We start from the raw sequence: 13159 nt of genomic DNA on the forward strand, positions 1-13159 counted from the left end.
GATTACGCCTGCGCTTGCGCAACGTGGAACTCAGTGATGGCCATTACCTTCATGGTATTGGTTCCCCCATGGGCATTCATGTGGTCGCCACGGGTAAGAATCACGTAGTCACCGGACTTTGCCACCCCTTGTTTCACTAACAGGGTAAGCGCCTGGTCGTTGAGTTCCGTGGCACTCATTTCAGATGTATCAAAGGGAAGTGATACCACGCCCCGGTAGAGCGCCATACGCCGCTGGGCGATAGGGTTATGTGCCAAGCCAACAATGGGCAGGCCCGAGCGGATGCGGGAAGCAATGAGCGGCGTATAGCCAGACGAGGTCATACACGCAATGGCTGTGATGCCTTCCATGTGGTTCGCCGCGTACATCGCAGAGAGCGCGATGGTTTCATCAGGCCGAGAAAAGCCCTCATGCATACGGTGGCCCGATTCTTGAGCAGTTTTTTCACGCTCAGCACCTAAACATACCCGCGACATGGCTTCTACGGTTTCCAGCGGATAGTCACCGGCGGCCGTTTCCGCTGAGAGCATGACGGCATCGCTGCCGTCCAACACCGCATTGGCCACGTCAAACACTTCGGCGCGGGTGGGCAGCGGCGCTGAGATCATGCTTTCCATCATTTGCGTGGCGGTAATGACCGCGCGGTTCAGCGACCGCGCACGCTTGATCATGCGCTTTTGTACGCCGACCAGTTTGGCATCGCCAATTTCAACGCCTAGATCACCTCTCGCCACCATTACTGCCTCAGAGGCTTCAATAATGCCATCCAGGGTAGCGTCGTCTGCTACGGCCTCGGCGCGCTCTACTTTAGCCACTAAGCCAATCTCTTTGCCTTCTTCGCCCAGCAGGCGGCGCGCTTCGTGCATGTCTTCAGCGTGGCGCGGGAACGAGATAGCCAAGTAATCGACGCCAATTTCAACGGCGGTTTTTAAGTCGATTTTATCTTTTTCGGTTAATGCCGGCGCAGACAGCCCGCCACCCTGCTTATTGATGCCTTTATGGTTGGAGAGCTTGCCACCTACCACCACGCGGGTATGCACCTGCTGACCTTCAACGTGGGTCACGTCAAGCACCACACGCCCGTCATCTAACAGGAGGCGGTCACCGGCAGTAACATCTTGCGAAAGTGTTTTATAGTCACAGCCCACTTGGTGGATATCGCCAGCATCACTATCCAACGACATATCCAGAACAAACGGCTCGCCTTCTTTTAGCACTACCGCACCATCCCGAAAGCGTGCGATACGAATTTTAGGGCCTTGAAGGTCACCTAATGCGGCTACGCTACGGCCAAGTTGGGCGGCAATTTCTCGCACTCTCACCAAACGGCGGCGATGATCCTCGGCGGTGCCATGGGAGAAATTCAAACGCACAACATCCACACCCGCCGCGAGCATGGCCTCAAGCACTCCTTCACGGTCGCTTGCTGGGCCAAGGGTTGCGACAATTTTAGTGCGACGAATCGTAGAGAAGTGCAGTGCGTTCATAGCGTTCCAACCATGCAAATTAACGTTTAATGACCTTAGCTTATCAGTTTAACGCGCTATACATGACAGTTATGAAACATTCCCTAAGCGCTACACCTAGTGCTGGGCTACTCAGCCATATGCTGGTCGCTTAAGAGCGGTGCTCATTCTTTCCCAGGCACCGATGGTATTGCACTCTTCATCCACTATATTGGTCATGTTAACTACCGCGATAGGTAGAGTACCCATAAGGCGAGAGCAATAGCGGTACGTGGTAGTGTTGGCTGGCATCCACAACACCAAAACGCAGTGGAATAACATCCAAAAAGCGCGGTTCTTGAGCAGCGACCCCCTGGGTACGTAAATAGTCACCTGCGTGGAACACTAGCTCGTACTCACCCGATGTAAATGCATCGCCTTCAAGAATAGGCGTATCACAGCGGCCATCGTTGTTGGTAACCGCACTGCCTAGATGTTCGCGGCTATCGCCAAAAAGACGAAACACTTCAATCGTAATGCCCTGGCCAGGCTGCCCCTTAGCGGTATCAAGCACATGGGTGGTTAAACGTCCCATAAGCCACTCCTTTGAAATGAGTTATTAAGATTATTTACTAGTCTTGACCTATCGGTCAAAGAGTACAATTGCTACTATTTATTGTATACAGTAGCTCCATCATAAAACGCTTCGGAGAGTTTTTGTGCCTACATCCCCCTCGCCTACTCTTTCACCTGCGCCGAGCATCTGCAGCCTAGAAAACTTTACCTACCATTACGGCGATATTTATGAGCACTCACCGTGGGTGGCAGAAGCCGCATGGGCAAAGGGGCTAAGCGAGACGCATGATGCCCCCGACGCACTTGCAGATCTAATGGGACTGATGCTGCAGCAGGCTTCCCCTGAGCAGCAAATTGCTGTCATTCAAGCGCACCCAGATTTAGCCGGCAAAGCTGCACTGGCAGGGGAGCTGACCGAAGACTCCAGCCGGGAACAGGCAGGTGCCGGATTAGATCAGTGCACACCTGAAGAATTTGCTCGCTTTGAACAGCTCAACGCCGCGTATAAAGCTAAATTCGGCTTCCCGTTTGTTATCGCTGTTAAAGGGCTTGACCGCCATGCGATCTTGGCAGCGTTTGAGACTCGCTTACACAATAATTTAGCGCAGGAGCGAAAAACCGCCATTGAACAAATTATTCGTATCGCTCGTTTCCGGCTAAGAGCGCGAGCCGAGACAACGTAGCAACGCATTAAAGGGTAGAAAGCAAAATAGCGAACCGCCGCTTTGTAAAAGCAGTGTTGTAAGAACAGCGTTAAAAAAACGTATATCGGTAGGGCCTGCCGAGGTGTACTAAAAACTGTACTAAAATCACCACTGGTTATTAACACCTTTAACTATGCATACGCGCAGCTACTTTAAAATAGATTTATTCTATCCAAAAAAATACCGCGCCAAGGGCGCGGTATTTTCAGCTTAAAGCTGCGGCGGTTTACTGCTTAACAGCTTCAACCGCTTTTTTAGTATTCTCTTCAGTCATTTTCTTACTATCTTCCATAAAGCTTTGGCTGATAGAAGTGACTTTCTCAGAATCGCCTTTCATACGCTCCATCAGGTCAGAAGCCGTTTTTTGCTGGCTTTCCATGGCTTTCTTAAAGCCTTCCGCATCTTTAACGTCTAGCCAAGTGCGCGCCTGCGCGACCGTCATGTCTGAGTATGCACGCGCCGCATCTAACTGAGCATTGAGAAGCAACTCATAGTAATCAAGCGCTGCCAGAGTATAAGAGCGCATTGGCGTTAAGAATGCGGACTCAAGCTGCTGGTTAGTTTTTTCGACTGTTTTATTCATTAGGTAGTCTCCTTAAGCGTGTTAACGATTCAATGCGCCGTTGCAGGCGGTTTATGGTTAGGCGTTTGCCTTTACTACCTACAAAGCTAGCAGTGCTTTTTGTGCAGCGCAACATGATTTTTATCATGCGTTCACAAACTTGCCACTGCGAATCAAAAAGCTGCTCAATAACTACCTATTACCCACTATAAAACAGTACGTTAAAAAAACTTATCAATTAACCCAAAAAGAAGCATAGCGGGCTATCTTAAAACCCAACTCCCGCACTTTAGGTCGCCTAGTACAAGTCACGCACGGTTATGGCGTTACCCGCTATACCGTCGTGCACATTAAGCATGCGCGTAAACCACACATCCACCGGGTCACCGGTCTCAACCAACGCTTCTAATGAGACCGTGTAGGCCCACATCAAACTTCCAAATAACAAGTAGTCGGCTCCACTTGGGGCTTCACCGTCCAAATACGGGCTCTCTCTTAATAACTCGCGCACTGGGGCAAGCGCCTGTTTAAGCTGCTGGCACCCCTGCTCTGGCTGATGCACCTCTTCTAAACGCGCACCGAAACGGGCCTCACGAGTCTCGCGAAAATAGGCGCGGTCATCAGGGTGAATAGCGTTCAGTAAGTCCATCGCTACTATTCGGAACAGTGCCGGAGTAACGCTACGCTCAACGAAGAGTTTAAAAAACAGCACGCGCTGGAAACTAGCTCCTTCACCCAGCACAGGCGCTTCGGGATAAGTGCGGTCTAGGTAGCGCATAATTTCAAAGCTATCGGTAACCACCGTATCGCCATCGGTGAGGACAGGCACCTTGTCGTAATCAGCAAAAGCGAGCACGTCCTTTTCAAGAAACCGCCAGGCGACGGTCTCAAACGATAATCCTTTATGGGCTAGCGCCATACGCACCCGCCAGCAATACGGTGAAAACCGCAAACGCTCATCGCGGCCACATAAATCGTAAAAAGTAATTGCCACTGTCAGAAACTCCGTAAAGTTGGTTGTAGTTATTAAAAGTGCTACAGCTGATAACAATGAGCGTAAGCCACTCATGACGCAAGCAAGGCTATACTGATCTTTTAACTGGCAACTGTACTGTCTATTAGTCTAATGACCTTGTCAGAATTATTTTTTCTAAAAATAATTAAAAAAACAATTAAAACAACAGGATAGAAAAACAAAAGCGGTGCAAACCTTCATATAAAACACGCATCACTCTGGTAAGACCAATTTTCCAATGTAGTCATTCTCTCAACCTAAACGTATCTTTCACACTGACCCAACCAGTATTGCAGTGGCAGGCTGGTCGGCTACTGCGGAGCATACCAAATAAATAACAAGGGGCCGTTCCTCCCATGAATGAAACTACACTTGCACTCCTGGCATTTCTGCCGCTGTTGCTAGCAGGTATTTTGCTCATAGGCTTTAAAATACCTGCCAGAATAGCGATGCCGATTGTCTTCCTTACCGCTGCGATTATCGCTCTGACCGCTTGGGATATGTCGTTCAGCCGCGTGGCCGCTTCGACCGTCCAGGGTTTGATTCAGACCGCGGGCCTGCTGTGGATTATTTTTGGCGCTATTTTGCTGTTGAATACGCTAAAACATTCCGGTGGCATTACCGCTATTCGTAACGGTTTCTCGGGCATTAGCCCTGACCGCCGCGTGCAGGCGTTAATTGTTGCTTGGCTGTTTGGTTGCTTTATTGAAGGCGCTTCAGGCTTCGGCACACCAGCCGCCGTAGCAGCACCGCTTATGGTAGCGCTTGGCTTCCCCGCTTTAGCAGCGGTGGTTGTCGGCATGATGATCCAATCAACTCCGGTTTCATTTGGCGCCGTGGGCACTCCCGTTATAGTAGGGGTAGGCAGCGGGCTTGACCGTGCTGGCATTACCGCTCAGCTAGAAGCGACGGGGTCAAATTGGGAAGTGTATTTGCAAACGGTAACCAATGGCGTTGCTATTACTCACGGCATTGTGGGTATTTTGATGCCACTGATTCTCGTGCTGATTATGGTGCGCTTCTTTGGTGCTAATCGCTCGTGGAAAGAAGGTCTTTCCATTGTGCCTTTCGCTATCTTTACCGGTTTCGCTTTCGTTATACCCTACACGTTGGTTGGCGTTTTCTTAGGGCCAGAATTCCCGTCAATGATTGGCGCGATGGTGGGCTTAGCGATTGTGGTACCTGCAGCACGTAGAGGCTTCCTGCTGCCCAAAGATACGTGGGACTTCCCGGAATCTTCTTCTTGGCCCGATGAGTGGATCGGTAACCTGCAGATCAAGCTGGATGACGTAGCAGGCAAAGCGCCGATGTCTACGCTGAAAGGCTGGATTCCCTACGTACTCTTGGCGGTTTTCCTGGTGGCTTCACGCACCGTCGAGCCGCTGCGCAACGCGCTTACCTCTGTCAACCTGAACTGGGCTAACATCTTCGGTGAAACGGGCGTCAGCGGCGGCTTGCAGCCTCTGTACCTGCCAGGCGGCATCATCGTTGCTGTGGTCATAGTGACGTACTTCTTGCACAGAATGAATCCACGCCAAATGGGTGCAGCAGTATCAGAGTCCACCAAGACGATTCTCGGTGCTGGCTTTGTACTGATTTTCACCGTGCCAATGGTGCGCATCTTGATCAACTCTGGTGTTAATGGGGCTGACCTGGTTTCCATGCCAGTAATGATGGCTCAGGCGGTTGCTGACAATGTCGGCGGTGTCTATCCGTTCTTTGCGCCTGCGGTAGGTGCTATGGGCGCCTTCATTGCCGGTTCAAACACGGTTTCTAACCTGATGTTGGCAGAGTTCCAGTTTAACATTGCGCAATCGCTGGGCCTCTCTACAGCGATGATGGTGGCACTCCAGGCAGTGGGTGCGGCAGCGGGTAACATGATTGCAATCCATAACGTTGTAGCCGCCTCAGCCACCGTTGGCTTACTTGGCCGCGAAGGCGCGACGATTCGCAAAACCATTATCCCGACCATCTACTACTTGATCTTCACCGGTATCATTGCGCTCATCGCGTTCTATGTCATAGGCGTTACCGACAGGCTTATGTAAATAGCCCGAGCTAATAAACAAGGCTAATAAATCGATAGCGTACTTCCCACACCCCAGGCCTAGCCTGGGGTGTGGCGTTTTAAGGGTAGATGAGAACGGTTAGTCGATACGCTTTAGGGTTGTCGCATGTTGCTGACCGCGCATCACATAGCTTTGCGCATTCAACTTCAGCCCTTCTATTGCTTCTGCAGAAAGCTCTCGCACTACTTTGGCCGGCGAGCCAACAATCAGCGAATTGGGAGGAAATACCGCGCCTTCCTTGATAAACGCCCCCGCCCCTACCAAGCTGTTTTCACCAATGACGGCACCATTTAGCACCACCGCCTGAATACCTATCAAGCAACCATCACCTACCGTGCAGCCATGCAGCATCGCCTGATGTCCCACCGTGACGCCCTTGCCGATTTTAAGCGGGTAGCCTGGGTCAGCATGGAGCACTGCGCCATCCTGGATATTGCTCTCTTCGCCTACTTCCAAATGATCGCTATCGCCACGCAGAACTGCTTGATACCAAACGCTTGAGCGCGCCTTGAGAGTCACTTGCCCAATCACATCAGCCGTATCGGCGATATACACATCATCATGAATATCGGGCGTTAGCTCGCCAAATTGATAAATTGCCACATTACACTCCTTTTATTAGCTGGCACCCACGGCCATTACGGATGAAACCCTAATGCATAGCTACCACTGCTCTAAGCGCATTGCCGAACGTTCGAGACGGTCATGCTCTGCCTCTACCTCGCGCAGCAGCTCACTGATGCTGGTCAGATGCTCTAACGCGATGCGCCTTGCCTGCTCTGCATCGCCGCTAACCACCGTATCATGCAAGTTGGCATGCTGCTGATTGATCATCTCCCTGGGGCCAGGGCGATGGTAAAGGTGCTTCACCGAGGCAAAGACGGAGCTCAGCAGTAAATCAGTTAGGCTCTGCAGCGTATGTACCAGCACCGGGTTATGGGAAGCTTGAGAAATTGCCAAATGGAAAGCGTGGTCAAGCCGGGCCAACTGCTCGACATCGATGCCGTCAGGTTGAGCGGCATACTCGGCTAACTCTCGGTAGCGACGAGTAATCAGTACGCGGTCCATAGACGTGCCGCGCCTGGCGGCCAAATAGGCGGACTCGCCTTCCAGCAAGGCACGCACCTCCAGCAAGTCAAACAGCGTGCGCGGATGGTCACGAAACAGATGCATCAGAGGGCTTTGCTGATGCACCGGCAGTAGCGACGCCACCGTTGAACCGTGCCCCTGTCGCGTATTAATAATGGCTTTACTGCGCAGAATTCTTAATCCTTCGCGCAGCGATGCGCGAGACACGCCCAAGCGCTCACATAAGCGCCTTTCCGAAGGCAGCAGTTGGCCGGGGCGAAAAACGCCTTCTAGAATTAACTCCTCAAGCTTAGCGGCCACATGCTCGGGGGTGCGCCGCCCCATAGGAATATCGTCACTGCTTACGACCACTGATTGCTCCTTTAGCCATCCCTTCACACCCCTTAGGGTCAGACCACATTGCAATAGCCACTGGCTAACGAAGACGCCAAGGCGATGAAAGCAACTAGAAGGGGGTTAGCTATCGACTAATTACTGGTCAGACCATTGCACCACAACCTAGACAGGCGCACAAAAAAAGCTCAAATTGGTCGGTAGGTATAACAATGCCGCTGTTAGTCTGTGGCCATTACTTCTCATGATAAAAAGCTAGGATGTCGTTATGAATATCCTTTTTGACGAACGCCTCGATGGGGAATTCGTCCACCGTGACAAAGCTGAGGTGCTTAGCGACCTGCAAAGCGCCGTTCCCTCCTTGACTCTGCTTCACCGCGAAGAGGATCTACGCCCCTTCGAGTGCGATGGGCTAGCCGCCTACCGTGTGCTACCTATGCTGGTAGCGATGCCCGAAAATCTGGAGCAAGTTGAAGGTCTTCTGAAACGCTGCCACGCGCTAAGCGTGCCGGTTGTCACCCGCGGGGCAGGTACCGGCCTTTCAGGCGGTGCTCTTCCGCTTGAGCACGGCGTACTGCTAGTGATGTCGCGGTTTAATCAAATTATTAAGGTAGACCCCGATGCACGCCTGGCCCAAGTACAGCCTGGCGTACGCAATTTAGCCATTTCCGAAGCAGCGGCGCCTTACGGGCTGTATTACGCCCCCGACCCCTCCTCGCAAATTGCCTGCTCCATTGGTGGTAACGTCGCTGAAAACGCCGGCGGCGTTCACTGTTTAAAGTATGGTCTCACGGTACATAACGTTATGCGGGTCGATGTGTTAACCATTGAGGGTGAGCACATGACATTGGGGTCTGAAGCACTGGATGCCCCAGGCTTTGATCTGCTCGCACTGATGAATGGCTCAGAAGGCATGCTAGGGGTAGTCACCGAAATTACCGTCAAGCTGCTACCTAAGCCTGAAACCGCCAAAGTATTGATGGCGAGCTTCGACGATATTGAAAAAGCGGGTCAAGCAGTAGGTGACATCATTGCCGCAGGCATCATCCCCGGCGGCCTGGAAATGATGGACAAGCTGGCTATCAAAGCCGCAGAAGACTTCATCAAGGCGGGCTATCCCGTTGAGGCAGAAGCGATTCTACTCTGCGAGCTGGATGGCGTTGAAGCCGATGTAGACGATGATTGCGATACCGTGCGCCGAGTATTAGAGAAAGCGGGCGCCACGGATATTCAGCAGGCGCGCGATGAAGCCGAACGCGCCAAGTTCTGGGCAGGCCGCAAGAACGCCTTTCCCGCTGTCGGCCGCATGTCGCCCGACTACTACTGCATGGACGGCACTATCCCTCGCCGGGAACTGCCGCGGGTACTTAAAGGTATTGCCGCCCTTTCCGAAGAGAGCGGCCTGTTAGTCGCCAACGTCTTCCACGCGGGTGACGGCAATATGCACCCACTGATTCTGTTTGATGCCAACAAAGAGGGTCAACTAGCGTTAGCGGAAGATGTAGGCGGCAAAATTCTTGAGCTTTGCGTGGCCGCCGGTGGCTCAATTACCGGCGAGCATGGCGTAGGACGAGAGAAAATCAATCAAATGTGCAGCCAGTTCCAGGCCGATGAAATTAGCGTTTTCCACGCCTTAAAAGCCGCATTTGACCCTAAACGCCTGCTGAACCCAGGGAAAAATATTCCTACCCTGGCGCGCTGCGCCGAGTTTGGCGCTATGCATGTGCATAACAATGAGTTACCGCACCCGGAGCTACCGCGCTTCTAAGGCGGCGCCTAGTTATCACCATCACTAGGAAAATAATCATTAGGAATCACCATGACCGAACTAGCGATTAACGCTGCCGACCAGGACATTGCTGCCGAGCTGTGCGAACAAGTGCGCAGCGCCTACGCTGAGCGAACGCCGCTGCGCATTGTGGCGGGCGACTCCCGTGCCTTTTATGGTCGCCCGGTAGAAGGTAAAGCACTCAACATAGCCGCCCACAGCGGCATAGTGTCGTACGACCCCGTAGAGCTGGTGGTGACTGCCCGCGCGGGCACACGCTTAAGTGCACTCAACGCAGCACTTGCTGAACACAATCAGATGCTGGCCTTTGAACCGCCCATGTTCAGTGAGGCCAGCACCATCGGCGGCGCCGTGGCCACCGGGCTCTCAGGCCCACGCCGACCCTGGGCAGGCGCTGCACGTGACTTTGTGCTGGGCACCCGGGTGATCACCCAAGAAGGCAAGCTACTGCGCTTTGGTGGCGAGGTAATGAAAAACGTAGCGGGTTACGACCTGTCGCGCCTGATGTCCGGCGCCCAGGGCACGCTCGGGGTGCTAGCGGATATCTCATTTAAGGTACTGCCAATCCCCAACGCCAGCCACAGCCTTCGCCTTACCATGGGGCTAGACGACGCGCTGAACAAACTCTCAGAACTTGGCCGTCAGCCGTTACCCATCACCGCCGCCGCGTGGCGCGCAGGTGAGCTATTTATTCGCCTAGAAGGCGGTATAAGCTCTGTTAACGCCACTCAAGAACGGTTAGGTGGCGAAGCTCTTTCCGCAGAATTTTGGCAGCAGCTGCGCGATCATCAGCACGAATTTTTCACCCTTAGCGAAGGGCAGGCGCTGTGGCGGTTATCACTACCGCCCCACACCCCCCGTTTGGCGCTAGATATAGCTGAGGATGACATTTTCTATGACTGGGGCGGCAGCCAGCGCTGGGTGAAAACCCATCTCGACGCAGACACCCTGCGCGCGGCTTGCCACGCCGCAGGCGGACACGCCACTTGCTATACTCCGCACGCCAATGGGGGAGCAGAGTCGCCGTTTACTCCGCTCAACTCAGTGGTTGAAAAGTACCATCGCAACCTGAAGGCGGAGCTGGATGCCCATGGCATTTTCAACCCCGGTCGTCTTTATGCGGCGTTTTAATCAGGAGAGCTGACATGCAGACGAATTTTACCGACGCGGACCTTCAAAAACCGCATATTCAGGAAGCTGAGCGTATTCTGCGCACCTGCGTGCACTGCGGTTTTTGCAACGCCACTTGCCCCACTTACCAACTGCTGGGCGATGAGCGCGATGGCCCCCGTGGGCGCATCTACTTAATGAAGGAACTCCTTGAAAGTCGCGATGACGATGATCAAGTCACCGAAGAGACACGCCTTCACTTAGACCGCTGCCTCACCTGCCGCAACTGTGAAACCACCTGCCCTTCTGGGGTTGAGTACCACAAACTGCTCGATATTGGCCGTGCTGAAATTGAGCGCCGTGTGCCACGCTCGGCCCCAGAGCGCGCCCAGCGTTACGCCCTGCGTAAAATGCTGGTGGAACCCAAGCGCTTCAAAGCACTGCTAAAATTAGGGCAAACCTTTAAGCCACTGGTACCAGGCAAACTGCGCAGCAAAATGCCCCCCGCCCCCGTGGATGCTGGCCAGCGCCCCGATAGCCAGCGCCATGAGCGAAAAGTGCTGATATTAGAGGGCTGCGTTCAGCCCGGCCTTTCGCCCAACACCAACGCGGCCACGTCACGCCTGCTGGATCGTCTGGGCATTAGCGTAACGCCCATCAGCGAAGCTGGCTGCTGCGGAGCCATCGATTTTCACTTGAATGCTCAAGACGATGGCCGCGCTCGCATGCGCACTAACATCGACGCCTGGTGGTCCCATATTGAACAGGGCGTAGAAGCGATTGTGCAAACTGCTAGCGGCTGTGGTGCTTTCGTCAAAGAGTATGGTGACATGCTCAAAGATGACCCCACGTATGCCGATAAAGCCCAAAAGGTCAGCGCGCTGGCTAAAGACATCGTTGAAGTACTGCGCGACGAACCGCTGGAGCAACTCAAGCTTAAAGAGCACCAGCGCCTAGCCTTTCACTGCCCCTGCACCCTACAGCATGCGCAAAAGCTCAACGGCGCAGTTGAGGGCGTACTCAGTAAACTAGGCTTTGCACTCACACCCGTCAAAGATAGCCATCTTTGCTGCGGCTCAGCAGGCACTTACTCGGTTACCCAGCCGGAGCTAGCTACCCAATTACGGGACAACAAGTTAAATGCGCTGGAAGCAGGTAACCCAGAAGTCATTGTAACTGCTAACATTGGCTGCCAAACACACCTTGCCAGCGCCAACCGCACCCCGGTTCGCCACTGGGTGGAAGTGGTTGATGCCGCGCTGGTATAACCGCTAACTTATTCTGCCGTGACAGCCACGCCTGGCTGGCTGCGCGGCATTCCTCCCCTTAATAAAAAGGAGTTTTTCATGCAAACCAAATCAATTCTCGGTCAAGCTGACGTCATTACCGTACTAGACGCCGCCCAGAAAGAAGCTGACAGCAACGGCTGGCCCGTTACCATTGCGGTTACCGACGACGGCGGCCACCTTCTGGCACTACGCCGTTTAGATGGCGCCGCTCCTTTTAGTGCTGATGTTGCCACGCAAAAAGCACGCAGCGCCGCACTTGGCCGCAAAGAAACCCAGGTTTTCGAGGAGATGATCAACGGCGGCCGTACCGCGTTTATTTCTGCCCCGCTTCAGGGCTTGTTATCAGGCGGTGTACCCATCACGGTAGATGGCCATGTGGTGGGCGCTGTAGGCATTTCCGGCGTTAAGCCTGACCAGGATGTGCAAGTTGCCAAGGCAGGCGTGAGCGCGATTGCCTGAAGCTAGCGTGCAGCCTCTATGCTGCACGCAATAACCGTACGAAATTAAACTGCACGCAACAAAAAGCCCGGATCGATGATCCGGGCTTTTTTAAATTCGTTCGGCCTTAGCCGATGTATTAACTGCAACACAAGTGCAACTTGAATGGCGGACCGGACGAGACTCGAACTCGCGACCTCCGGCGTGACAGGCCGGCATTCTAACCAACTGAACTACCGGTCCACATCAAGGCACTAGAACCATTTAATTGCGAAAAATGCTTTTAAATGGTGGGCGGTACTGGGTTCGAACCAGTGACCCCCAGCTTGTAAGGCTGGTGCTCTCCCAACTGAGCTAACCGCCCAAAGTATTTAAGCAAGTATGCTTAACACTTCAATTTCTTACGTTATCGTGGCGGACCGGACGAGACTCGAACTCGCGACCTCCGGCGTGACAGGCCGGCATTCTAACCAACTGAACTACCGGTCCACTTAACGACAACTAATGACAATACAGGCTGATGATGGCGGACCGGACGAGACTCGAACTCGCGACCTCCGGCGTGACAGGCCGGCATTCTAACCAACTGAACTACCGGTCCACTTCTACATCAATTAGTACTGCTTTACGCTTCCAGGCACCAAATAAATGGTGGGCGGTACTGGGTTCGAACCAGTGACCCCCAGCTTGTAAGGCTGGTGCTCTCCCAACTGAGCTAACCGCCCGCTGGTCACGTGGCG

At 53.3% G+C, this 13159-nt stretch carries 12 protein-coding genes and 5 tRNA genes; 6 read left to right on the plus strand and 11 right to left on the minus strand.

Annotated elements, in window-relative coordinates:
* Positions 1-2: 2 nt before the first annotated feature.
* Both pyk and uraH read right to left on the minus strand, forming a co-directional pair.
* Positions 3-1487: a pyruvate kinase gene (pyk, locus tag P8S54_RS07545; protein ID WP_281443899.1), complete on the minus strand. Its 1485-nt coding sequence runs from the start codon at positions 1485-1487 to the stop codon at positions 3-5.
* 199 nt (positions 1488-1686) lie between these two features.
* Complete coding sequence (uraH, locus tag P8S54_RS07550; RefSeq protein WP_281443900.1) at positions 1687-2040, minus strand: hydroxyisourate hydrolase; 354 nt, start codon at positions 2038-2040, stop codon at positions 1687-1689.
* A gap of 124 nt (positions 2041-2164) precedes the next feature.
* Between uraH and uraD the strand changes: the two genes are divergently transcribed.
* Positions 2165-2704, plus strand: coding sequence for a 2-oxo-4-hydroxy-4-carboxy-5-ureidoimidazoline decarboxylase (gene uraD, locus P8S54_RS07555; RefSeq protein WP_281443901.1), 540 nt, complete (start codon positions 2165-2167; stop codon positions 2702-2704).
* A gap of 247 nt (positions 2705-2951) precedes the next feature.
* Here the strand turns inward: uraD and P8S54_RS07560 are convergent, their stop codons facing one another.
* Together P8S54_RS07560 and P8S54_RS07565 are read right to left on the minus strand one after the other, a co-directional pair.
* On the minus strand, positions 2952-3308 hold the full coding sequence (locus P8S54_RS07560; protein ID WP_281443902.1) for a phasin family protein: 357 nt from the start codon (positions 3306-3308) through the stop codon (positions 2952-2954).
* A 277-nt stretch (positions 3309-3585) separates the two neighbouring features.
* Complete coding sequence (locus P8S54_RS07565; protein ID WP_281443903.1) at positions 3586-4281, minus strand: glutathione S-transferase N-terminal domain-containing protein; 696 nt, start codon at positions 4279-4281, stop codon at positions 3586-3588.
* Positions 4282-4658: 377 nt separating this feature from the next.
* On the opposite strand from P8S54_RS07565, the gene P8S54_RS07570 reads away from it, so the two are divergent.
* Positions 4659-6350 (plus strand): L-lactate permease, encoded by a 1692-nt coding sequence (locus P8S54_RS07570; protein WP_281443904.1) that lies wholly within the window; start codon positions 4659-4661, stop codon positions 6348-6350.
* A 99-nt stretch (positions 6351-6449) separates the two neighbouring features.
* Here the strand turns inward: P8S54_RS07570 and P8S54_RS07575 are convergent, their stop codons facing one another.
* Positions 6450-6974: a gamma carbonic anhydrase family protein gene (locus P8S54_RS07575; protein ID WP_281443905.1), complete on the minus strand. Its 525-nt coding sequence runs from the start codon at positions 6972-6974 to the stop codon at positions 6450-6452.
* A gap of 60 nt (positions 6975-7034) precedes the next feature.
* A complete protein-coding gene (gene glcC, locus P8S54_RS07580) occupies positions 7035-7811 on the minus strand; it encodes a transcriptional regulator GlcC (RefSeq protein ID WP_281443906.1) in 777 nt (258 codons plus the stop codon).
* A 250-nt stretch (positions 7812-8061) separates the two neighbouring features.
* Between glcC and glcD the strand changes: the two genes are divergently transcribed.
* From glcD to P8S54_RS07600, 4 genes are all read left to right on the plus strand, one after another.
* Positions 8062-9561: a glycolate oxidase subunit GlcD gene (glcD, locus tag P8S54_RS07585; protein WP_281443907.1), complete on the plus strand. Its 1500-nt coding sequence runs from the start codon at positions 8062-8064 to the stop codon at positions 9559-9561.
* 51 nt (positions 9562-9612) lie between these two features.
* Positions 9613-10713 carry a glycolate oxidase subunit GlcE gene (glcE, locus tag P8S54_RS07590; RefSeq protein WP_281443908.1) on the plus strand — a complete coding sequence of 367 codons (1101 nt, stop codon included), beginning with the start codon at positions 9613-9615 and terminating at the stop codon, positions 10711-10713.
* Between the two features lie 14 nt (positions 10714-10727).
* A complete protein-coding gene (gene glcF, locus P8S54_RS07595; RefSeq protein ID WP_281443909.1) occupies positions 10728-11960 on the plus strand; it encodes a glycolate oxidase subunit GlcF in 1233 nt (410 codons plus the stop codon).
* Between the two features lie 78 nt (positions 11961-12038).
* Positions 12039-12440, plus strand: a complete 402-nt coding sequence (locus P8S54_RS07600) for a heme-binding protein (protein ID WP_009095954.1) — start codon at positions 12039-12041, stop codon at positions 12438-12440.
* A 145-nt stretch (positions 12441-12585) separates the two neighbouring features.
* On the opposite strand, the gene P8S54_RS07605 is transcribed toward P8S54_RS07600, so the two are convergent.
* The 5 genes from P8S54_RS07605 to P8S54_RS07625 form a co-directional block, all read right to left on the minus strand.
* A tRNA-Asp gene (locus P8S54_RS07605) sits at positions 12586-12662 on the minus strand.
* 45 nt (positions 12663-12707) lie between these two features.
* Positions 12708-12783: transfer RNA gene (locus P8S54_RS07610), tRNA-Val, on the minus strand.
* 48 nt (positions 12784-12831) lie between these two features.
* Positions 12832-12908, minus strand: a tRNA-Asp gene (locus P8S54_RS07615).
* A 35-nt stretch (positions 12909-12943) separates the two neighbouring features.
* A tRNA-Asp gene (locus P8S54_RS07620) sits at positions 12944-13020 on the minus strand.
* Positions 13021-13068: 48 nt separating this feature from the next.
* Positions 13069-13144, minus strand: a tRNA-Val gene (locus tag P8S54_RS07625).
* Positions 13145-13159 lie beyond the last annotated feature (15 nt).

Source organism: Halomonas sp. M1 (assembly GCF_029581375.1).
GTDB lineage: Bacteria > Pseudomonadota > Gammaproteobacteria > Pseudomonadales > Halomonadaceae > Vreelandella.

Coding starts and splice junctions, on each gene's coding strand:
- pyk (WP_281443899.1), bottom strand. CDS start 1,487: ATGAACGCACTGCACTTCTCTACGATTCGTCGCACTAAAATTGTCGCA.
- uraH (WP_281443900.1), bottom strand. CDS start 2,040: ATGGGACGTTTAACCACCCATGTGCTTGATACCGCTAAGGGGCAGCCT.
- P8S54_RS07560 (WP_281443902.1), bottom strand. CDS start 3,308: ATGAATAAAACAGTCGAAAAAACTAACCAGCAGCTTGAGTCCGCATTC.
- P8S54_RS07570 (WP_281443904.1), top strand. CDS start 4,659: ATGAATGAAACTACACTTGCACTCCTGGCATTTCTGCCGCTGTTGCTA.
- glcD (WP_281443907.1), top strand. CDS start 8,062: ATGAATATCCTTTTTGACGAACGCCTCGATGGGGAATTCGTCCACCGT.
- glcE (WP_281443908.1), top strand. CDS start 9,613: ATGACCGAACTAGCGATTAACGCTGCCGACCAGGACATTGCTGCCGAG.
- glcF (WP_281443909.1), top strand. CDS start 10,728: ATGCAGACGAATTTTACCGACGCGGACCTTCAAAAACCGCATATTCAG.
- P8S54_RS07600 (WP_009095954.1), top strand. CDS start 12,039: ATGCAAACCAAATCAATTCTCGGTCAAGCTGACGTCATTACCGTACTA.